Source organism: Phormidium sp. CCY1219 (assembly GCF_035615515.1).
GTDB lineage: Bacteria > Cyanobacteriota > Cyanobacteriia > Cyanobacteriales > Laspinemataceae > CCY1219.
This window is the reverse complement of record NZ_JAJENT010000739.1, coordinates 1-20872: the sequence shown is the minus strand read 5'-3', so window position 1 is coordinate 20872 and position 20872 is coordinate 1. Positions and strand designations below refer to the sequence as shown.

Genomic DNA, 20872 nt, shown 5'->3' with positions numbered 1-20872 from the left:
TACCAAGTTCGCTGCGGCGGACTTGGTATCATTTTTCCTCCTCCGTACCCTCCAGCGCCTCTTTCGGTAGAGAAGTTGGATGGGGATTCGTTTATGTCAACGGGAAGATGCGCTGATTATTCAGTCGTGGTAGATTAGTAGCATAAGAGATAGGGGAAAAGGTAGGTCAGGAACCCCATCCCTAAAGGGAGGGGCTTGGTAAGACTTTATTTTCCCAAATGAAGCAATCGGGAAGCGGGAATGGGAAGCAAAAAATAGCGATCGCCTCCGATGTCACTCCTCCTTTGGGCTAATTTTGGGTGGCGATCGCTGCCGACGAGTTCTCGCACTGCCGTTTTCTTAAGAATTGTAAAGGATTGCCAATTTGGCAACCTCGCGCTTTACAATTGTGATTACATAATAATAGTGAAACGTTATATCCCGGACTCCTTGACAATCGGTCAGTAGGCGAGCCAATTTTGATTGATACTCATAATATTATCGGATTAATTGGCTTGGTTATATCCTAAACCCAAGCCATGTTTACCATTGGAATTACTGGATAAACCGAGGAAAGGTAAATTGAACCTTACAATCCTGCGGTGGCCTCGTTTGTGAATGACGTTCGACCATTATAGCATAGCCCAGTAATGGGTAGCCAGCCACTCGCATAAATACCCAGTAACCATGAGAACGCGAGTGGATATCGGGGGGGGGTTATGCTTTACATTTCCCTCGATAGAACTGGGTAATTTACATCGCCTTTAACCAGGTTTAAGGGGTAGGGAATAACGTTAAATTGGTTTGTGCTTAACGAAGAGGAAAATTTTATTATGCCATTAGTTTCTGTAGTTGTTCCAGCTTATAATGTTTCCGATACAATTTTAGAAACCATTCGTTCGATTCAAAAGCAAACATTTAGGGATTTTGAATTGATTGTGATTAACGATGGTTCTACGGACAATACCTTAGAGGTACTCGATACCATTGACGAACCGAGGATGAAAGTGTTCTCGTATGAAAATGGCGGATTGCCAGAAGCGCGCAATCGCGGCATCGATCGCGCTCAGGGGGAATTTATTACCTTTATCGATGCGGATGATTTGTGGACGCCGGATAAACTAGAATTGCAAGTGGCAGCCTTGCAAAAGCATCCAGAAGCGGGACTGGCGTATAGCTGGACGAGCTTTATGGATAGCGACGGAAAAAACTTTAGTCCGGATTATCCGGTAGAGTTTGAAGGAGAGATTTATCCTCAGCTGTTGGTGGGTAACTTCATTACCTCTGGCTCAAACGTCATGCTTCGCAAAACCGCGATTGAATCTGTGGGTAAATTCGACCGCAATTTAAAATCGATTGAAGATTGGGAATATTGGCTGAGGGTAGCGGCAAAATGGCCTTTTGCGTTGGTGAAAAAGTACCAAATTCTCTACCGTCAGTCCGCCACTTCAATGGCATCCAAGGTAGATGTGATGGAAAAATTCAGCTTGCTGGTTATCGATCGCGCCTTTAATGATGCGCCAGAAGAGCTGCAACACCTGAAACCGGAAAGTTTGGCGAATACCTATCAGTATCTTGCCCGTTTGTGCATTAATCATACGCCGGATGATGATAAAATTAAGCTAGCCGGAGAAAAATTGCAACAGGCGATTCGCTTAAATCCGAAAATTTTATTTCAGAGAAAAGTGCAGCGGGTTTTGAGTAAGTGGATGTTGCTGCGATGCACGTCCCGGCGCTTCTCTAATTATGTGGTGACTCGCCTTGGCACGATGCAGAAAAACAACGACCCGCGTGGGAGAAATCAGCGGAACAAAGGGTATGCAATGGTCGAGTGGTAAATTATATCCGGTTCGCAGGAAGAGTAGCAAAAAGAGCGATATTTCAAGGGGCAGATCTGACCCAGAGGATACCGCATCCGAGTCAGCATCAGGGTGAATTGACAGGGGGATTGGGAGAGGCGATCGCCCCTCCCAATCCCAGATCCCCCGAACCAGCGATCGCTCATCCGTTCAGTGCCAAAATTGCCAGGAGCAAGAGAGGGGATTTCGGGAGGTCATCCTTATGGAAGGCAAACCCAGTGGCAATAACGCGCAGGCACTCCCGCAAGGTCGCGTTTCGTTTCAAGCTGACCGTGAAATCTTCAGAAGCAGGAGGGATGTTGCCCCGAGCATCACTGCGGATCCGAGGCCCAAAAGTCAGTGACATCGTAGCCGAGTTCCCCCAGCATTTGCCGCAGCAGGGGGAGACTGAGGCCAATCACATTGGTGTGACACCCTTCTAATTTTTCCACAAATAGGCCGCCTCGGCCATCAATGGCAAAGCAACCGGCGCAACGCAGGGGTTCCCCGGTGGCCACGTAGGCTTCAATTTGCCGATCGCTGATATTGGCGAAATAAACCCGGGTCATTTGGCAGCGGATGGCGGCGCGATCGCGGGCCACGTCGAGTAAAGCATGGCCGGTATAAAGTTCGCCCACCGAACCGCGCATTTTCTGCCAGCGGGCGATCGCTTCTGAGGGATTGGCCGGTTTGCCGTGAATTTCCCCCTCTAGGGCCAACACCGAATCGCATCCGAGTACCACCACCGGTGACGAAGACGCCGCATCTATCTCTGGCGATCGATCCGGTTGTCGAAACTTGGCCACCACGGTTTCTGCTTTTCGCTGCGCCAGGGTATTCACCAGCGCTACCGCATCGGTTAACTGCACTTGAGATTCATCAAAGTCACTGCGACAAACAATCGGTTCGATGCCGGCGCTTTGCAACAAACGCAGGCGGGCGGGGGAAGTTGAGCCTAATACAAATGCAGGTGTACCCATAGTCATCCCTGATTCTGTTTACTTGGCGAAGGTTTCTGTATTTTTCCGCAGATGGGTAACACAGTGTGGTTTTTCATTACCTCACTGTGCGCCTCACCAGTCATCCCTGGGGATGACTGATGAGTAGATGATGTTCGAGAAGTCCGAGGGCGTCGGTTCAGTAGCGGTTTGAAACCGGCTGTCTTCGCAAACCATTGACCTGCTTCGCAACAACTGCGGCCAAAAACCCGGTTTCAAGTTTGCTTTCTCTAAAACGACACCGATCCTCTAATAGACTGAGAAACTATCCACCACGGTTTTAAACTGTCCTTGCAGCTTTCCCCAGCGCTCTTCGCGAGTCGAGAGGTTTAAGGTAAAGAGTTTGCCCCGACTGACCGCCACGCTGGCTAAATTATGCCGCGCTTGGTTGGGGAGTTTCACTGCATATTCTAGTTCGTAGTAAGTTTTCGAGCCTTTTTCTCGCGCTTCGGCGTTGACTAATTCCGCTTCGCGCCCGGAATCGGGAGGGGCGATCGCGTTTTTGGAAAGTTTGTAGCCGACTTCTGTGGGGGTGCCCAGGTCGCTGAGGGTTTTGCCCTCCGGAACCGGATTCACCACTACGCTTACATTTTCGGTGGTTTCGATTAAGTCGTGGTACACCACCTCCGGACCGTCTTCTACCTTCACGGGCACCCAGCCATTGGGATAGAGGAATTCATATCCTTGGTAGCTATCCACATGGCTTTTCAGTCCGCTGGTGGCTGACACAGCACAACTGGTCAGCATCAATGTCGCGACTAACACCACTAGGGTGGCAATTCGTTTGAGCATCTGTCCGTTCTCCTTCCTACATAACTTGGATGAGTGCCAGGGTCTTTTCTGGCCATCTCAATCTCTAGGCGCTCTCTTATTCTCACATTCCGGGAGCCTTTTATGTCGTTAATTGCAGTGATTTTTTCCGGGATCCCGCGCTTCCCTGAGTCTGGCCGGAAGGGTTTCGGGTCTTTTATCCGTTAGATGAATTTTTTAAAAACTTGACGGTTTGAAGCGAAAAAAAATGCACCCTGTTTTAGCTTTCAATTTCCTTTTTGGGTTGTTAATTATTATAGCGCAGGTTCAATTTTTTGCAATTATTATTTAGGCGGATTAAAATGGGCAGGGAGAGGGGCAAGATTTCTCGTTGCTACCCAGGGTAGGCAAAAGATTCTTTTCGATTCCCACCCCAAAACTGCCAACGGTTTGCCAATCCGGGGGTGAAATTGCCCCCAACCGCCAAGGAGGGCGATCGCCCATTCTGCCTGCATGGGATCCATCGCAACCCCCAACCCCTCGATCCCTTCCCGGCTCGAGTTTGCGAAAAACCAGCCCCCTCTGCGGCGGTGGGTAAGCCCAAAATCGGTTTCGAGAAAGGGGCAATAAACTCCCTCCGGTGCCACTACCATCGGGCAGGGTTGCCTCACAAAAAAAAGCGGCTTGCTATATGTTATATATATAGTAGGGTGGGCATTGCCCACCGCCAGTTCTTGCCACCACCAGACTTGTAGAGTTGGCATTGCCCCCAATGTGATATACTAATGGCAACCCAAAAATTTCCCCAGGTTTTCCAGGATTTTACTAAAAAAAATAATGACAAATTAACCCGTTTCCGAAAAGCGATCGCTTTCGCATTGGGGGGCGAACCGTGGTGCTTCCCTAGGCGGGGGAGAGAGTGAAAACCTCGCGTAGGGCAAACCCTACACGGAGAAAAGACGAGAGCTTGGTAGCCCCGTAACTTTAGTTCGGGGCGGAAAAGCGAACGGCGGTTGAAACCGCCGTGATGAGGGTCGTTAATGTATTCCCAAATCTTAGCGGTACTCACCTTCCCCGTAGTGTCATAAAAATAACTGTGAGTCCATACGCTTGGTAGTTTGCACAACTCAGGAAATTCTAGTCTCAACAGTCTCGATGACCTGCCTTTTAAAGCTTTAACTATTTTGTGAATGGCTACATCGGACCCATGCTCTACCAATCAATACATGAACATAGTCCGGGGCTATTTCTAACCCTTTAATTAGCCAACCTTTTTCTGTGGCAACTTCTGATAAAATAGCTGCCAATATTATTTTTACACCGAGTTTGTCTATGAAATGAAAACTCAGTCAGTTAAGTTAGACGCTGGTCAAGCGCTTTCTATTGACCAGGGTTTGAATAACTGGTTAACTTGTGTAGATACCAAAGGTAAAAGTTTTATTATTGATGGGAAAAATCTCAAGTCTAAAAATCAGTGGTACAACAAGCAAATTGCTGCAATCAAAGAAAATAAACCCCAAGGCTTTTGGTCTAAAAGGTTAGCTCTTATCACCGAAAAACGTAATCGCCAAATGCGGGATGCTGTTAATAAAGCAGCAGGATTAATCATAAACCATTGCCTTAAACATGGAATTGGCACAGTGGTTTTTGGGTGGAATAAAGGTCAAAAACAATCCATTGAATTAGGGGCTAAAAATAATCAAAAGTCTGTTGTTACAAATTCCTACGGCTCGTATTAAAAACAGAATTGAACAACTCTGCAATTTATATGGGTTGCAATTTGTAGAAACTGAAGAATTTTATACCTCGAAAGCGTCGTTTTTAGATAATGACTTTCTCCCAATCTACGGTGAAAAACCCGAAAACGGGGAACCCTCTGGAAAACGTATTAAACGAGGTTTGTATCAATCTGCTGCTGGCTATTTAATGAATGCTGATTGTAACGGTGCAGCAAATATTTTGAGAAAAGTATCTGGAAGGCTCAAGCTTAACTTGAGTCAACTAAGTAGAGGCGCTTTGACTACGCCTTTAAGAGTTCATTTCTGGACTGCTTAATAAAGAATCCCCGTGTCTTTAGACCGGGGAGAAGTCAAGAGAGAGTTGTTGCGAAGCAAGTTAAAAACCCGATTTCGAGATGAAATCGGGGTTAGAAATTTGACCAAAGAGCGTCAATGTGGTTTGAAGTCAAAACAGACCTGCCGCTCGAGAAATTTATCCCACCCATCCCGCGCTTAAAATCACCGTCAAACCCATAAACAGAATTGTCAGGATCCAGGTAATGCGGTTGAGGGAGGTTTCTGCACTTTTGGCACTGGTAAAGAGCTGAGCTTGACCGCCAATGCCAGCAATTCCATCTCCTTTAGGGCTATGGAGCAAGACCAAAACAATCAAGCTGAGGGCAGATATCAGCCAAGCAATTTCGAGGATATCGATAAGCTTCATTGTGAAAAACCTGAGTGAATTGTTTGCGAATCAGAGGAAAGGTGCAAAAGTCAAGTGTCCTCAGTCATTTGTCAAAAACGAGAGACAAACGACATTGGACAACAGGAAAGAGATTTTACAGCAAATTGCTGCTAGAGAGGAATTCGCACCGGTTCGGGAAGCTTTTCCACATTCAAGCCGGCGGAAACGATCATAGAGCGACCAGTCATTTCAGACGGTTGGGGAATTTGCAAAATATCGAGGATAGTCGGAGCGATATCTGCCAAGCAACCATCCGATCGCAGAGTCACTTCCGTACCATGCCCGGGGATTTTTGCCCCTTCACCTTCTACCAGAATAAAAGGCACGGGATTAGTGGTATGGGCGGTCCAGGGGTTGCCTTGTTCGTCGCGCAGGTACTCGGCGTTGCCGTGATCGGCGATAATAATAGCGGTGCCGCCGACTTGAGAAATCGATTGCAACAATCGACCCAGACAGCGATCGACCGTTTCGATCGCGGTTACGCAGGCGTCAATTTTACCCGTATGGCCGACCATATCGGGATTGGCGTAATTGATAACCACCATAGAGTACAGGCGTTTTTCAAAAGCAGCGATCGCCACATCCGTAACTTCTTCTGCGGACATTTCCGGTGCTTTGTCATAAGTGGCCACCATAGGAGAGGGGATCAACTCGCGGTCTTCTCCTTCAAATGGTTCCTCTAAGCCACCATTAAAGAAATAGGTCACGTGAGCGTACTTTTCCGTTTCGGCGGTGCGAAACTGACGCAGACCCCGTTGGGCGATGACCTCGCCGAGGATATTATTCAGGTTTTGCGGTTCAAACGCCACCAATACCGGCAATTCCGGGTCATACTGAGTAAAAGTAGCCCAGGAGAGCGGTTCGATGCGATCGCGAGGGAAGCTGTCAAACTGCGGACTGACGAAAGCGTGAGTTAGCTGTCTGGCGCGATCGGGACGGAAATTAAAGAAAATCGCCCCATCGTCGGCTTCGATCGCTCCCGGTCCCACCCGAATCGGGAGAATAAACTCATCCGTGATGTCTTGGGCATAGGAATCCTGGAGAATCTGCGTGGCACTGCGACCATCTCCTTCGCCATTTTGCGTCATCACGTCATATGCTTTTTGTACGCGATCCCAGCGGCGATCGCGGTCCATCGCGTAGTACCGACCGCTAATCGTGACAATTTGTCCCACACCGATCTCGCGAGTTGCCGCTTCGATTTTGCCGATGGCTTCGACGCCTTCAGTGGGTGAAGTATCCCGACCGTCGGTAATTGCGTGAATGCAAACCTCTGAAATGCCTTGTGCTTTTCCCAGTTTGAGCAATCCAATTAAATGGCTCAAATGCGAATGGACGCCACCTTCAGAGCAAAGACCCATCAAATGGAGTTTGCCGCCATTGGCTTTCACCTCCTGGCAGACCTTTACCAGAGCGGGGTTTTCCAACAAAGAACCATCTTCTACGGCATCAGTAATCCGCAATAGTTCTTGTTTGACGATTCGTCCCGCGCCGATATTCATGTGGCCGACTTCAGAATTGCCCATTTGACCTTCCGGGAGTCCCACGGCTTTACCGGAGGTGCGGATGGTCGTGTGGGGATAGGCGGCCCAAAGGCTGTCCATCACGGGAGTTTTGGCAGCGGCAATGGCATTTCCGTCGGTTGATTCACGATAGCCCCAACCGTCTAAAATGACTAGCACCACTGGAGACACAGGTGCTTGTGCCATACTCATTCACCATAAACGCTTGTGATTTCTTTGCAATAATAACATCCCCCTCCAAATCCTCCAATGATTTATTTGAATTCCACCTGATAGAGGTAGGATAGAGAGATGTTTTAGTTTTTCGATCGTACTCCAAGAATCGCGGGATGGAGGGGGGATATCTGGGGTTCGGTCGTGGCAGAGGCGGGGACTTTCCCCGGGGGGTGAGTGGAAGCGAAAGGCGGATGAGTGCTGGCATCTGTGCCGGATGGCGGGGTACAGACCCCTCGATCGCCTCCGAAAAATATTTTTTGGCGATCGCGCGCCGGGATCGAATCCAAGATAGGATAAACGGTAATTTTGATGTCAGGATTTGGTTCATATGATCTCGATAAAGCGCTTTTTATCTCGTTTGTTCGCGTTAGTTTTGGTACTGGCGATCGCCTTAGTGGGCTGTTCTGGTGCCGGAAGCCTCAGCGGCAACTATTCCCAGGACACCCTGGCGCTGGTCAATAGCTTGCGAACGGCGATTGAATTGCCAGAAGATGCACCCACCAAGGCAGAAGCCCAGGCAGATGCGCGTCAGAAGATTAACGAATTTTTTGCCCGCTATCGGCGCGATTCTTCCGTGTCTAAGCTGCCGTCATTTACCACCATGCAAACCGCGTTGAACAATCTCGCCGGACATTACAATTCTTATCCGAACCGTCCGATCCCCGAAAAGTTAAAAAATCGGCTAGAACAGGAATTCCGGCAGGTAGAATCGGCGCTGAAGCGAGGGGCCTAGGCGCGCTGCCTGCATGAGGAGCTTTTTTCCGGCGATCGCCCCTGGGTGGGGTGCGATTGCCCCGGGTGTCTCTGAGGGCAGGTATTTCTCCGGAGGAGATTTTTTGGCGCGATCGCGCGGCTTCCCCATTTGGGGAATATTAAACTCAAGATGTATTTTCTTCAAGCTGGGATGCAAGGGCAATGAAACTGGCACCCTGTAGGGATGTCGTCACGCTCGCTCGCCATTCCAGACCATTGGAGTGCTTGTGCATCGGGCGGAAAATCGGCGATTCAATTAGAGATGATTTGCGGTTTTCTGTGGCTTGGTCTGTTCTCTCCCGGGCGATCGCCGAGACCCCCTGTCAGTTTCACCCTCAGCAGATTCCGAAGGTTGAGTGCCCGCCATTCCATCGGAAAACCAGGCCCAGGGATGAAGAGTGTGTCGTTTACTCAAATGGCGTTTTGTACTCGAACCGCATGTCTATCGGTCCGATCGATTGTTTTCAACTTCAAAGAGCAATGACCCTTCACTGGCAGCATTTATCTCGCGCTTTACTGGCTAGCGCTTTCACCGCGATCGCCAGTTTCCCCCTGTGGAGCCTACCCGCTGGCGCTCAGGTCCAGGGATCCTGTTTGGCTTCTCCCGGGGAAATCGCAGAAAAAGAATCCTTGCGCCAAGCCGCTTTATCCGGCGACTCCCAGGCACAAGACCGCTATCAGGCTTTTCTGGAACGGGAAGCAACTCGCTTACAGGAGTGCCGCAGCAGCACTTGGCCGCAAAATCAAGCTCTCTGGTTGCGCCTATATCCCTGCGACGCCCAACCGGGCGCGTTGGAGGCCCTGATGGATAAAATTGTGAATAAGGGCTACAACCAAGTGTATGTGGAAGTGTTTTACGATGGCCGAGTGCTGCTTCCCCAAGCTGAGAATCCCACGGCGTGGCCTTCGGTACTTCGCATCCCGGGGTATGAAACCGTGGACTTGTTGGCGGAGGCGATCGCTAAAGGTCGCGATCGGGGTCTAGAGGTCTATGCATGGCTATTTACCATGAATTTTGGCTATACCTACGCCCAATTACCCGACCGACAAGCGGCTTTGGCGCGCAATGGTGAGGGGGAAACCACCCTGACGGTGAATCAAGATGCCGGCTTGCACGATGTGGGGGCGAGTCACGCCAATCACGTGTTTGTAGACCCCTACAGCCCGATCGCTCGCCGGGATTACGCCACGATGGTGGATGAACTCCTCAAGCGCCAACCGGATGGCATGTTGTTTGACTACGTGCGTTACCTGCGCGGGGTCGGTACGGCGTCGGTGGTTACTAAACCGTTCGATTTGTGGATCTACAGCGAAGCGTCTCAGCAAACCCTCTTCCAACGCGGTCTCAACGAAAAGGGTCGCGATTTGATCCGCCGCTATGTCACCCAAGGATACATTACCGCTGAGGATATTGAAGCGGTGGATAATCTCTATCCGGACGAAGCACAGGCGCTCTGGCAAGGTCGCACCGTGTCTTCTTCTAAGAGTTTGGGCACTCCCTCGGAACGCCTTCCGGAAATGCAGTGGCAATTGTGGTATCTGAGCGTGGCTCACGCGGTGCAGGGAATTATCGATTTTCTGACTTTGGCTTACGATCGCGTCCAGGAGCAAAATATTCCCGGCGGCGCGGTGTTTTTCCCCGGGGGCAATCGTCCCGTGGGTGAGGGGGGCTTCGATTCTCGACTGCAACCCTGGGATCGCTTCCCAAGCTCAATGCAGTGGCATCCAATGGCTTATGCTAATTGTGGTAAAACCGCCTGCATTATGGAGCAAATCGAACGGGTTTTGCAGATGGCTCCAGAAGGGACTCAGGTGATTCCGGCTTTGGCTGGAGATTGGAATCAAGAGGTGACCAATCGTCCGTCTTTGGAAGACCAAATGTATGCCCTGCGTCGCTATTCTTCTCGGATTAATTCGGTGAGCCATTTTGCCTATTCTTGGCAAGAACCGGATTCCGATCGCGAACGCAAATTCTGTGAATTAAATTAGTGCGTGGCAACAGCTAACCTTTTCTCTGGCACTTTCTTAGCCCGGTTTTTCCCAAAACCGGGTTTTCGATTTCCCTAAATGGCTGCATGATATATTTTTCTCCATTGCCAATCGGTGGCGCTCCTCCATCCGGTTGTTGAGGTTGTCTCTGTTACATAATGCATAGCAAGACTGACGCACTTAACTCACGGATAGGGTAGGCAACCCGTTGTCCACCCTACTTTCTCGGTTGGTGCCCCCCAGTCCCCTGAAAGACGCGATAAATCCACATCTCTACAAAAGCGGGGTTCGGACGCATCTCTAACCAAGTATGAAAAGCAGTATATAGGCGATGGCCTCTATACTCCCTCTAGGGAGCAAAAGTCAGTCCACTTGTGAGATTTTAGGGGGTAATCCGGGAAATTCACCAGACAGTATGTTGGTCTCGCAATACAGACAATTGTACCATTGTGGTCAGGGCGATCGCTTCTGTGGGTTCGGTAATGGTTTCCAATTTCCAACCGAGTTTCGTATTATAATCGTTAAGAATCGTCAAGTAGCCTAACCCCGAATCGCTACTGTCTTCTAAGGCATTTTTCTCCAACTGCTGGAAATACAATTCTGCCGGATCTGACTTCTGCAAATTCTCGATAAACGCCTCTAATGTTGCTCGTTGTTGGCGGGTGATGCCGTGATGGGTGATAATCGCAATGGTTTCGGGGTATAAATAAACTTGAACGGTAATCGGATAGGGAGAGGACTCATCACTAAATTTCATCGCATTTTCTAATAACTCATTCACGATGTAGCTAATTGATGAGCGAATCTCCTCGGGTTTTTCAATCCGCAAATCTTCTTCATCGCCCCCGGGAAAGAACGTCATTACGTAGTCGGCGAGAAAATCTGCGGAAAGCCCATTGGTACGCCATCGCTGCTTCAGGGGCAGGGAACTGGGGGAACAGGCGAGAATTAAGTATTCCGTGCAGGGGGGCATTTCTTCGACAAAATCAGCAAATATTTGACTCATATTGCGAGGACTCTGGGGGGACAAATGGCGAGCGAGGTCGGGATGTCCGATAACCAGCGCTCGAACATTGGGCAGATTAATCATTCATTCTAACTCCTCTACGAACAACAAAGCGGGTAATTTGGAGAAACACCCTTGCGATCGCACTACAGGGGCAACGCACCATCGGTAAACAACTGTCACAATCCTTTCCCGTCTCAGATTCACCCTGGATACGCCCATGTGCGCCCCCCGTTTGATTGTCATATCGCATCATACATTTTTTGGGGTGGGGAATGCAATACAAGACCCAAGCGCCACCAGCCGATGAAGCCTTCGGCGCTCCAGATAGGGGAAACATCGCACAAAAGGGGCTTACCTTCAACGAAGGGGCTGATCCCCCGCCAACACCACCCTCTGGGCGGGCGGTCAAAATCCGGCTGCGATTCGACACCGGATTGAGTTCATTTGCGCGCTCTTCTATGCCACAAGTATTCCCCCCATATTCCCTATCAACACGCAAGATAAAATACCATTTTAATCCACCCTCACTATAACTTTCCATGAAACATTTTGCCCACCAGCCCTTTCACAAACAATATTTCACAGAGCTACTCCATAAATATGGAACCATCAACATTCGGCAAGAACTCATCCCCGACCCCAGACCTCTTCAGGTTTTCTTTTCCCCGAATGGCCCCTCCCCCATGCCTCTCAATTCTTTAGGAACCTTGGGAAAAATGGCCGCAAAATCTACAATTTTTGCAGTCTTTCTCCATTCCATATCCGATGGAGAAGTTCGCCAGTGCATTGTTACCGCTTTTGAATTTTATGCTGAATTCAACCGACAAGCCAACCGCAGCCATACCCGAGTCCCTGAGTCCGAATTCCCTCACTTGTGGATTCTGACGCCCACCGCTTCAGCCGCCCTCTTAAGGCGATTTGGAGCCACAGAAAACCGAGAAAATTGGAGCGCCGGGATTTATTTCCTTCCCTCAGGATTTAAAACCGCGATCGCCGCGATTCACCAACTCCCGCGCACCCAGGAAACCCTTTGGCTGAGACTTCTCGGACAAAGCAAAGTCCAAGGACAAGCCTTGAAAGACTTGACTCAATTACCCAACGACCATCCCTTTCGATTGCCTGCCTTAAAATTATTGTACAATTATGTCCAATGTTTTTCCCAAACTCCCGACTCTTTTACCCCCGAAGAGCGAGAAATTATCATGGAATTGTCTCCTTTAGATTTACAACGGTTAGAAGAGGCAATGCAACGGGAAATCCACCCAGACATAGGCGATGAACCGCAACTAGAACCGCGCTTGAGAGAGGAATAAATCGTGGTGGCGCACCGTCGGGTTATTGGTCATTGGTCATTTGTCCTTTGGTGGAGGACATAGGGTGCGTCAACCCCGCCACCCGATCGCGCATATCCACCAATGGCGGGGGTGACGCACCGCTTCTCATCAAACCCCATAAAAAGCGGGGGATTGAAATCGCCGAGGCAAAGGCAATGTCTGCCTACGCGGACTTAATTTACAAAGCCTTGGGGGCAAACAATGGCTTATATGTAAGGCAGAATATTGAGTATAAGTGATAACAACATACAATTCAAAGCCCGGGGGATTTAGCTGGGATGCGGGGGAGGGGTTTTCATCCGCTCTTGCAACTGTTTGGCGGTGGCATTTTGGGCGATAATTTTGCCTCGGCGATCGAATAAAACGGTGCCAATTTCTAAGGTACGATCGCCATATTTCCGCAGGTATTGCTGGGCATTTTCACTAATTTTTTCCGCTAACTGGGCAAATACGGGGTCGGCGAATCCGCGTTTGACCAATTCGTGATAAGCGCGATCGGCACTGGGGGCATTTAACACCGCTTGCAGGGTGGGAATATCGGCTCCTACACTCACCGCCGCCGCACTGAGAATTTCTAATTTAGCATCGGCAATATGGCTGGAGGTGTTGAAAATTCCGCCGGCTAATTTAATCAGTTTCCCTTGATATCCCACTAATAACACTGATTTTGCGCCGCGCAATCCCGCTTCTACTAGCAGCGCCCCAATCCAATTTCCGGTTTGCACGATCGCAGTTTCGGGAAGCTGTAGCCGATTGGCGACTTGCAATCCGTTGTTGCCCAAACAAAACACCAAATCGGCGGAGTGTTGCACGGTTTCTTGCAATTGGTGGCGAAATTCTTCTAAATGATCTGCTGCGGAAAGCGGTTGAGAAATGCCGCTGGTTCCTAACAATGCCAATCCTTCTAAAATCCCAAAGGCTTCGTTGGAGGTGCGTTTGGCTAATTGTCGCCCTTGGGGTAAAATAATCCGCGCGATCGCCGTTTTATCTTCCGGAATCAGGGGCAATAAATTGGCGTCAAATAACTGGCGGGCAAATTTATAAATCGCCGCTTTTCCAGTGCTGCTTTTCCCCAATCCTTCGCCGCCTTCTAACACTAACGGCTGTTTTTCTCGCGGGGCTAGTTTCACCCAAGCCCAAATCGGGGTATCGCGCGTTAAATCCAGATTGTCCCCGGGGTCGCTGAGGGTAATGCCCAAGGCAGAATTGCTCTCCAATCGGGCCAGTTGGTGAATCGGAATTTCGGCAGTTTCGGAGATTAAATCAACGGCGATCGCATTTAGATTGTCGCTTTTTTCTATTACATGAATTAATGCTGCTTTAGCCGCTGCGACGGCAAAAACGGGTAAGGTGTAACCGGTGCGAGCCATAAAAAAAACAATAATAAAAAGTCAATGAGAAACCCGAGATAAATAGGGGAAAAATTCTTTTGTTCGGGAAAAGCGTAGCCTCCTGTACCTCGTTTCCAGCTCATGCTGGAAACGAGGTACAAACGAGGTGAAAAATGAAGTAATTAGCTCGCGTTGGAGCAGCTTGGTTCGCATTTTTAGCCCGACTCTTTTAGGGTGCGGGGCTTGTATTTAGAAAATTAGCCATAGAAAATTCTGGGAAGATGGCGGGATTTTGCGGAAAATCCCGGATTTCTGTGCGTCTGCGATCGATTAAACGGGTTTTGAGGAAATGTCGAGGTCGGGTTTTAGCTCAAAGGCTTGATTGTAATTGGCTTCGGCGCTGCGGGAACAGCCGAGACATTCTAAAGCCAAAGCGCGATAGTACCAAGCTTCGGCGTTGCTGGCGTCAAGGGCTAAGGCTTTGTCCAGACTAACGATCGCCTCTTCATTGCGGTTTAGCTCTTGCAAGACGATACCGCGATTGTACCATCCCCAGTGATAGTTGGGGGAAGCTTCCACGGCGCGATCGTAGCTGAAGATTGCTTCATCATAGCGCTGCATCAGGAACAATGTGTTGCCACGATTGTTCCACACTTCGTAAAAATCCGGTTGCACGGCGATCGCTTTGTCGTAACAGGCGAGAGTTTTGTCAGTCAGGCCCAAATTTTTGAATGCCAGACCCCGATGATACCAGGCGCGGGAGTAGTCGGGGTTGAATTCCAGCGCTCTGTCGTAACTGGCGATCGCGCCTTCGTAGTCCCCCAAATTCACCAGTGCTATCCCGCGATTGTTCCAGGTGCGGTAGCGATCCGGATGCAGTCGCAGGGCTTTGTCATAGCTGGCGACAGCCTCTTCGTGGCAACCGATGTCGTCCAGAGCATTGCCACGATTGTTCAACGCTTGGTAAAATCCGGGATTCCATTCGAGGGCTTCGTCGTAGCTGGCGATCGCCATATTGTAGTGCCCCAGATTGTACAGAGCATTTCCGCGACAGTACCAGATTTCGTCTTCGTCGGGTTTTAAGCGAGAGGCGCGATCGTAACTGGCGATCGCATCTGCATAATTTCCTGCCGCACTCAGTTGCAGTCCCTTGCGAAACAAGAACTCAACCTCTAGCTGGCTAGCACAGTTTGTGAACTTTGGCATCTTTCTTTTGGCAGACTTTTTGAAGATGATGTTGAGTAGGATAACATAAATCGAGCCTTTCCGTACAATTTACCCATTCAACCGATGGCGATCGCTATCCTGCCCGTTAAATTTTTCTCCGCCTTATTACCACAAAAAATCTCATTTGTCAAGTCTAGCGACCCAAAAAATTGCAGCGATCGCATCGATCCAGGGCAATCGACCCTCCCACTTGTCCGGTTAATTCCTCAGTTCACCCCACCCCCACCGTGGCGATTTCCAACTCAGAGATATTATATCGTTTTTCCGTCAGAATGATGCAGGTAAACCTTAATTACAAAGCAGTGTCACCCACTGACAAGCAGTATTGTAGCAATGCCCACCACAGAGTGGGTGCGGAGAGAGCCGAAAGTATTGTAGGGTGGGCAATGCCCACCCTACAGTTAGTATTGTAGTGCCGAGTATTGTAGGGTAGGCAATGCCTACCACACAGTTAGTGCCGAGTATTGTAGGGTAGGCAATGCCCATCACACAGTTGATGCCGAGTATTGTAGGGTAGGCAATGCCCACCACACAGTATTGTAGGGTGGGCAATGCCCACCACACAGTATTGTAGGGTAGGCAATGCCCACCACAGAGTGGGTGCGGAGCGAGCCAAAAGTGCGGTAGGTTCCACCCGAGAGCATCCTAGGAGAGACTTGTCCTATAAGTCTGGCGGTAGGCGGTACATAGCCCATAGCGCCTCTCCTTCCCCAGAAGCGATCGCAATCCATACCGGAGGCGCACCAAAAAAAGCCCGCGCGGGCGGGCTATGGTGTGCGGACGCCTCACCCCGAGTGGCGGGGGAGGCTAGGGATACAAATTACGAGGGTTGCGACTCGGCGATGACCGGTTGAACCTCATCGGTGACGGTATCGTAACCGTTGCCGGCGAGAACCTCTTCTTGAGACTCTTGATGATACAATGCCGAATCGATGCGGCAACCGCGAAAAGCCAAAACGTAGAGTTCCTTGAGGTCGCGAATCAAGGGATAGCGGGGGTTTGCCCCGGTGCATTGGTCGTCGAACGCTTGTTCCGCCATTTCTTCCACTTGTTCGTAGAAGGCTTTATCCTCATCGGAGAGCACTTCTTTCAGGCTCATGGGAACTTCTAACTCGCGCTTCAGATTGTCGATCGCCTCTACCAGGTTCTCGACCTTCTCATCTTCGGTTTCGCCGCCGAGGTGGAGATAATCGGCGATGCGAGCGTAGCGCCACTTGGCATTCGGATACTTATACTGCGGGAAAATCGCTTGCTTAAATGGCGTATCCGTGGCATTGTAGCGGATGACGTGAGAAATCATCAGGGCATTGGCCAAGCCGTGGGGCACGTGGAAGGTAGAGCCGAGTTTGTGTGCCAGAGAGTGGCAGACGCCCAAGAAGGCGTTGGCAAAGGCCATCCCGGCCATTGTGGCGGCGTAATGGACTTTTTCCCGGGCTTTCGGGTCGTTCGCGCCGTTCTTATACGCCGAGGGCAGATATTTGAACAGCAGGCGAATGGCTTCTAAGGCCAAGCCGTTGGTATATTCGGACGCACAGACGGAGACGTAAGCTTCCAGGGCGTGAGTCAGGGCATCCAAACCGCCGTAAGCGGTGAGTTTCTTGGGCATATTGAGGACCAACTCGGGGTCCACGATCGCCATATTGGGGGTGAGGGCGTAGTCAGCCAAGGGGTACTTAATGCCGGTGCGATCGTCGGTGACCACGGCGAAGGGGGTCACTTCCGAACCGGTGCCGGAGGTGGTGGGAATGGCCACCATCATGGCTTTTTCGCCCAATGGGGGCAATTCGTAAACCCGTTTGCGGATGTCCATGAAGCGGGTGGCGAAGCCTTCAAAATCGATTTCGGGATGTTCGTACATCAGCCACATGACTTTCGCCGCATCCATTGGAGACCCGCCTCCCACGGCGATAATCACGTCGGGTTGGAAGCTGTTCATCTGCGCCAGTCCTTTATTGACCGTGGTCAGGGAGGGGTCTGGCTCTACATCGAAGAAAATATCGTATTTGACCTCGATTTCGTCGAGGACTTCTTCCAGAGTGCTGGTGACGCCTAACTCGTATAGGGGTTTGTCGGTGACGATAAAGGCCCGTTGTTTGCCGGCTAACTCGCGCATGGCGATCGGCAAGGATCCGTATTTGAAGTAAACTTTCGGCGGGATCCGGAACCAGAGCATGTTCTCGCGCCGTTCCGAGATGGTTTTGACGTTGAGCAAGTGCTGCGGACCGACGTTTTCGCTGATCGAGTTGCCTCCCCAGGTGCCGCAACCCAAGGTGAGGGAGGGGTCTAAGCGGAAGTTGTACAGGTCGCCGATCGCACCTTGGGAGGAGGGGGTGTTAATCAACACGCGCCCCGCTTCCATCCGGGCTTCAAATTGGTGGATGTGTTCGCTATTGTGGGGAGCGGTATAAAGGACGGCGGTATGTCCGCGCCCGCCAAATTCAATCAGGCGATCGGCTTTGTCTACCGCTTCGGAGAAGTCTTTGGCGCGGTACATGGCCAAAATCGGAGAGAGTTTTTCGTAGGACAATGGCTCTTCTTGTCCGATCGCATCCACTTCGCCAATCAGAACCCGGGTGCTTTCGGGAATTTCAATTCCCGCCAATTGTGCCAGTTTTTGTACGGACTGACCCACGATTTCGGCATTTAAACGTCCGTTGATGATGACTTTGCTGGCCAGTTTTTCCCGTTCTTCCGGCGAGAGGATGTAAGCTCCGCGATCGAGAAATTCTTGTCGCACGCGATCGTACACCTCATCGACCACTATCACCGATTGCTCGGAGGCGCAGATCATCCCGTTGTCGAAGGTCTTGCTCAGGATAATCGAGGAGACGGCCATTTTCAGATGTGCCGTTTGGTCGATGACTGCTGGGGTGTTCCCCGCACCCACACCGAGAGAGGGATGTCCGGAAGAATACGCCGCTTTCACCATTCCCGGTCCGCCGGTGGCTAGGATTAGTTTGATGTCTTTGTGCTGCATCAATTGTTGCGACAAGGGCACGCTGGGTTCGTCGATCCAGCCGATAATCCCTTCCGGTGCGCCGGCTTCCACTGCAGCTTCGAGTACCACGCGGGCGGCTTCTTTGGTGCATTCTTTCGCCCGGGGATGGGGGGAAAAGATAATCCCGTTGCGGGTTTTTAGCGCCAACAGGGCTTTGAAAACTGCCGTGGAGGTGGGGTTGGTGGTGGGGACGATCCCGGCAAGAATTCCCACCGGTTCGGCTACTTTCTGGAAGCCAAAGGATTTGTCTTCTTCGATGATGCCGCAGGTTTTTTCGCTTTTGTATTTGTTGTAGATGATTTCGGAGGCAAAGTGGTTTTTAATCACTTTGTCTTCTACGATCCCCATCCCGGTTTCGCTTACCGCTATCTTGGCTAGGGGTATTCTGGCGGCGTTGGCGGCGAGTGCGGCTTTCTTGAAAATTTGGTCTACTTGTTCTTGGCTGTAGTTCGCATATTCTTCTTGCGCCGCTTTCACTCGTCCGATGAGTTGTTCGAGTTCTTCTGGATTCGTGACTTTGAGGTTCATGTTTTTTCCTATGTTTTGACTACCACATGATAGAGGGGTTAGAGCGTCTCTAACCGATTTTTCCAGTAGGCTCTCAGATGACTGGTGCAGTCGGTGTCTGTTGCCAATGGCTTGAGATTTGTATGCCAGTACACAATCGAGTAAAAGCGATTGCTGCTGTTTCTGCAACCCGGTCTCGGTCATTCATCTATCATAAGGAACAGATGAGTGGCCTCGACGGCGATAAACCCCCTGAAAATCTCTTTTCTTGGATTGCTATTTTCTATAATACAAAATATTCGCCGATTTTGCCTGGAGCTGGGATTTTTTTTTGGCGTCTTTTGCCTCCAGTGTGTTCTATTCTACCTAAGTGAAACCGGGTGCAACAGGGGGTTAAGATGAAGAATTTCCGAAAGATTTTGTCGCGATCGCCGTATTCCCGCACCGTCAGCCTGACTCTGGGCCAAAAGTTAAAATTTGTATTAAATTTTTCCCCGATCGCGATCGCTGCTGCAGAATGTCTCGAGGCGATCGCTTCCCCCCGCACCGGTTCTGTCCCCCGGGAGGGGATAGGGCTTCTCCTCCACCGGGGGTCCTCGGGAAAGGGCACCCCTCGCCTCCCCCCACCACCACAATGGCGCGATCGCTCTGGCCAAATTCTCCCCTGACGCTTTACAATTATTCTCGGTGGCCGATATTGTAGCGTTGGAGAATCTGTAACCCTTGAGTTCTACCAATCCCCTCGACCTCGCCCTAGATGTGGCAGAGATTTTTGAAGAACTGGTGATTCCCTATGTCGCCAGTAGCGAATTAGCTAGCTCCATTTGGCGCGAATACCTGAAAACTGCTAAAATAGAATTTATCGCCGATTTACGCCTAGAAAAACTTCCGGAATTTGTGCATCGAGTTACCCCGAAATTTCAGGTGAATCAGGCCGCCGCCCGCAATGCGATCGCTTCTCAGTCTGATTTTACTTTATTCCATCCCGCAACAGGCAGTAAAATCCAAATTTTACTCCTCAAAGATGACCGCTTTTCTCAATCTATGTTTAGCCGACATATTCATAAGGCGGTTGCCATTAATCCTCAGCGATCGCTGCGGTTTCCCGCCCTAGAAGATGTGGTGCTAGCTAAACTTAAACGGTATCGCGCTACCCAGGAGCAAGAGCGGCAACTATGGGACGATATCTTGTGGATAATTAAGGTAAAAAATGACGAGTTAGACTTTGGTTACTTGCGCGATTGGGCGAGCTATCTCCATATCAGAAACTCCCTCGATCGCGCTTTGGCAGAAGTGGGCTTCGACAGGGAATAAATCCGCGATCGCTTCTCCTCAGACCCGACTATTTAAAGTGAGTTAAGAGAAAGCATAAGCGATCGCCAAGAGAAACCCCCACCCATCTCCAATATTTGGCGGCCTTCCACGATCGTTAGCCAGCAGTCTCACCCCTCTCAATGCGAGAAGCAACGATTGGCGCTCCTGTATTGCAAGGCAACGGTTCCCTACGCCCAGGGGAGAAAGACTCAAACCCACCCTACAGAAATAAACCCCGTAGGGTGCCCTACCCCCGCCGCCAATTCCCACTGGGACAATCCAATCCAATATCAGGGGTAACGCACCACCCCAATCAAATAAACAATTTCCGCTCTTCTAGATAAAAACAATTGATAACAAACTAATTCCCCCATCCCTACAAAAATGATACTGTATAACACAATTCAACCCTAACTCAATCCCCCACGATCGATCGCGATCGCCTATTCAAAGAACTGCTATCCACCTTCTTTCCAGAGTTCCTGCAACTGTTTTACCCCCACCTCTGGAACGCCATCGAACCCCAGAGCGTAGTGACAAGTGTAAGCGCAAGTCTTAGTCGGGGCGAGATTGAGGAGGAAGCTTTCTGCCTACCTGTAATGGGTATGGATAAGCTGACGGACTCAGGCCAACCAAACTGTAA

Annotated in this window: 18 protein-coding genes and 1 pseudogene; 9 read left to right on the top strand and 10 right to left on the bottom strand. The window is 50.2% G+C overall.

Translation table 11 applies throughout. The features are described from left to right. Nucleotides 1–206: 206 nt before the first annotated feature. Complete coding sequence (locus LKK83_RS22475) at nt 207–329, bottom strand: hypothetical protein (protein WP_324633600.1); 123 nt, start codon at nt 327–329, stop codon at nt 207–209. A 483-nt stretch (nt 330–812) separates the two neighbouring features. Between LKK83_RS22475 and LKK83_RS22470 the strand changes: the two genes are divergently transcribed. Further along, the gene (locus LKK83_RS22470) at nt 813–1817 is read left to right on the top strand and encodes a glycosyltransferase family 2 protein (RefSeq protein WP_324633599.1); all 1005 of its coding nucleotides are present in this window, start codon (nt 813–815) and stop codon (nt 1815–1817) included. A 332-nt stretch (nt 1818–2149) separates the two neighbouring features. Here LKK83_RS22470 and LKK83_RS22465 read toward each other — a convergent pair whose 3' ends face one another. The 3 genes and pseudogenes from LKK83_RS22465 to tnpA form a co-directional block, all read right to left on the bottom strand. Next, nucleotides 2150–2797 carry a Maf family protein gene (locus tag LKK83_RS22465; protein ID WP_324633608.1) on the bottom strand — a complete coding sequence of 216 codons (648 nt, stop codon included), beginning with the start codon at nt 2795–2797 and terminating at the stop codon, nt 2150–2152. A gap of 267 nt (nt 2798–3064) precedes the next feature. Beyond that, nucleotides 3065–3607: a photosystem II reaction center PsbP gene (gene psbP, locus LKK83_RS22460; RefSeq protein WP_324633598.1), complete on the bottom strand. Its 543-nt coding sequence runs from the start codon at nt 3605–3607 to the stop codon at nt 3065–3067. Nucleotides 3608–4586: 979 nt separating this feature from the next. After that, nucleotides 4587–4851: pseudogene (gene tnpA, locus LKK83_RS22455) on the bottom strand (IS200/IS605 family transposase); the annotation flags it as partial. Nucleotides 4852–4902: 51 nt separating this feature from the next. On the opposite strand from tnpA, the gene LKK83_RS22450 reads away from it, so the two are divergent. Together LKK83_RS22450 and LKK83_RS22445 are read left to right on the top strand one after the other, a co-directional pair. After that, nucleotides 4903–5304, top strand: coding sequence for a transposase (locus LKK83_RS22450; RefSeq protein WP_324633597.1), 402 nt, complete (start codon nt 4903–4905; stop codon nt 5302–5304). After that, entirely contained in the window at nt 5276–5620 is a 345-nt protein-coding gene (locus tag LKK83_RS22445; RefSeq protein WP_324633596.1) for a zinc ribbon domain-containing protein, read from the top strand. The genes LKK83_RS22450 and LKK83_RS22445 overlap by 29 nt, the downstream gene beginning before the upstream one ends. 156 nt (nt 5621–5776) lie before the next feature. Here LKK83_RS22445 and secG read toward each other — a convergent pair whose 3' ends face one another. Both secG and gpmI read right to left on the bottom strand, forming a co-directional pair. Next, nucleotides 5777–6007: a preprotein translocase subunit SecG gene (secG, locus tag LKK83_RS22440; RefSeq protein ID WP_324633594.1), complete on the bottom strand. Its 231-nt coding sequence runs from the start codon at nt 6005–6007 to the stop codon at nt 5777–5779. Between the two features lie 131 nt (nt 6008–6138). After that, nucleotides 6139–7737, bottom strand: coding sequence for a 2,3-bisphosphoglycerate-independent phosphoglycerate mutase (gpmI, locus tag LKK83_RS22435; RefSeq protein ID WP_324633593.1), 1599 nt, complete (start codon nt 7735–7737; stop codon nt 6139–6141). 367 nt (nt 7738–8104) lie between these two features. Here gpmI and psb27 point away from each other — a divergent pair, with 367 nt between their 5' ends. Both psb27 and LKK83_RS22425 read left to right on the top strand, forming a co-directional pair. After that, nucleotides 8105–8500 carry a photosystem II protein Psb27 gene (gene psb27 / locus LKK83_RS22430; protein ID WP_324633607.1) on the top strand — a complete coding sequence of 132 codons (396 nt, stop codon included), beginning with the start codon at nt 8105–8107 and terminating at the stop codon, nt 8498–8500. Nucleotides 8501–9000: 500 nt separating this feature from the next. Beyond that, nucleotides 9001–10509, top strand: coding sequence for a family 10 glycosylhydrolase (locus LKK83_RS22425; RefSeq protein ID WP_324633592.1), 1509 nt, complete (start codon nt 9001–9003; stop codon nt 10507–10509). A gap of 403 nt (nt 10510–10912) precedes the next feature. Here the strand turns inward: LKK83_RS22425 and LKK83_RS22420 are convergent, their stop codons facing one another. Beyond that, nucleotides 10913–11599, bottom strand: coding sequence for a slr1658 superfamily regulator (locus tag LKK83_RS22420; RefSeq protein ID WP_324633590.1), 687 nt, complete (start codon nt 11597–11599; stop codon nt 10913–10915). Nucleotides 11600–12057: 458 nt separating this feature from the next. On the opposite strand from LKK83_RS22420, the gene LKK83_RS22415 reads away from it, so the two are divergent. Next, nucleotides 12058–12831, top strand: coding sequence for a hypothetical protein (locus tag LKK83_RS22415; RefSeq protein ID WP_324633589.1), 774 nt, complete (start codon nt 12058–12060; stop codon nt 12829–12831). A 47-nt stretch (nt 12832–12878) separates the two neighbouring features. Next, nucleotides 12879–13091 carry a hypothetical protein gene (locus tag LKK83_RS22410; RefSeq protein WP_324633588.1) on the top strand — a complete coding sequence of 71 codons (213 nt, stop codon included), beginning with the start codon at nt 12879–12881 and terminating at the stop codon, nt 13089–13091. A 30-nt stretch (nt 13092–13121) separates the two neighbouring features. On the opposite strand, the gene cbiD is transcribed toward LKK83_RS22410, so the two are convergent. From cbiD to adhE, 3 genes are all read right to left on the bottom strand, one after another. Further along, nucleotides 13122–14222, bottom strand: coding sequence for a cobalt-precorrin-5B (C(1))-methyltransferase CbiD (gene cbiD, locus LKK83_RS22405; protein ID WP_324633586.1), 1101 nt, complete (start codon nt 14220–14222; stop codon nt 13122–13124). A gap of 291 nt (nt 14223–14513) precedes the next feature. Beyond that, on the bottom strand, nt 14514–15389 hold the full coding sequence (locus LKK83_RS22400; RefSeq protein WP_324633585.1) for a tetratricopeptide repeat protein: 876 nt from the start codon (nt 15387–15389) through the stop codon (nt 14514–14516). Between the two features lie 841 nt (nt 15390–16230). Next, the gene (gene adhE / locus LKK83_RS22395) at nt 16231–18936 is read right to left on the bottom strand and encodes a bifunctional acetaldehyde-CoA/alcohol dehydrogenase (RefSeq protein WP_324633584.1); all 2706 of its coding nucleotides are present in this window, start codon (nt 18934–18936) and stop codon (nt 16231–16233) included. A 377-nt stretch (nt 18937–19313) separates the two neighbouring features. On the opposite strand from adhE, the gene LKK83_RS22390 reads away from it, so the two are divergent. Beyond that, nucleotides 19314–19583, top strand: coding sequence for a hypothetical protein (locus LKK83_RS22390; RefSeq protein ID WP_324633583.1), 270 nt, complete (start codon nt 19314–19316; stop codon nt 19581–19583). Between the two features lie 55 nt (nt 19584–19638). Continuing rightward, on the top strand, nt 19639–20229 hold the full coding sequence (locus LKK83_RS22385; RefSeq protein WP_324633582.1) for a hypothetical protein: 591 nt from the start codon (nt 19639–19641) through the stop codon (nt 20227–20229). Nucleotides 20230–20872 lie beyond the last annotated feature (643 nt).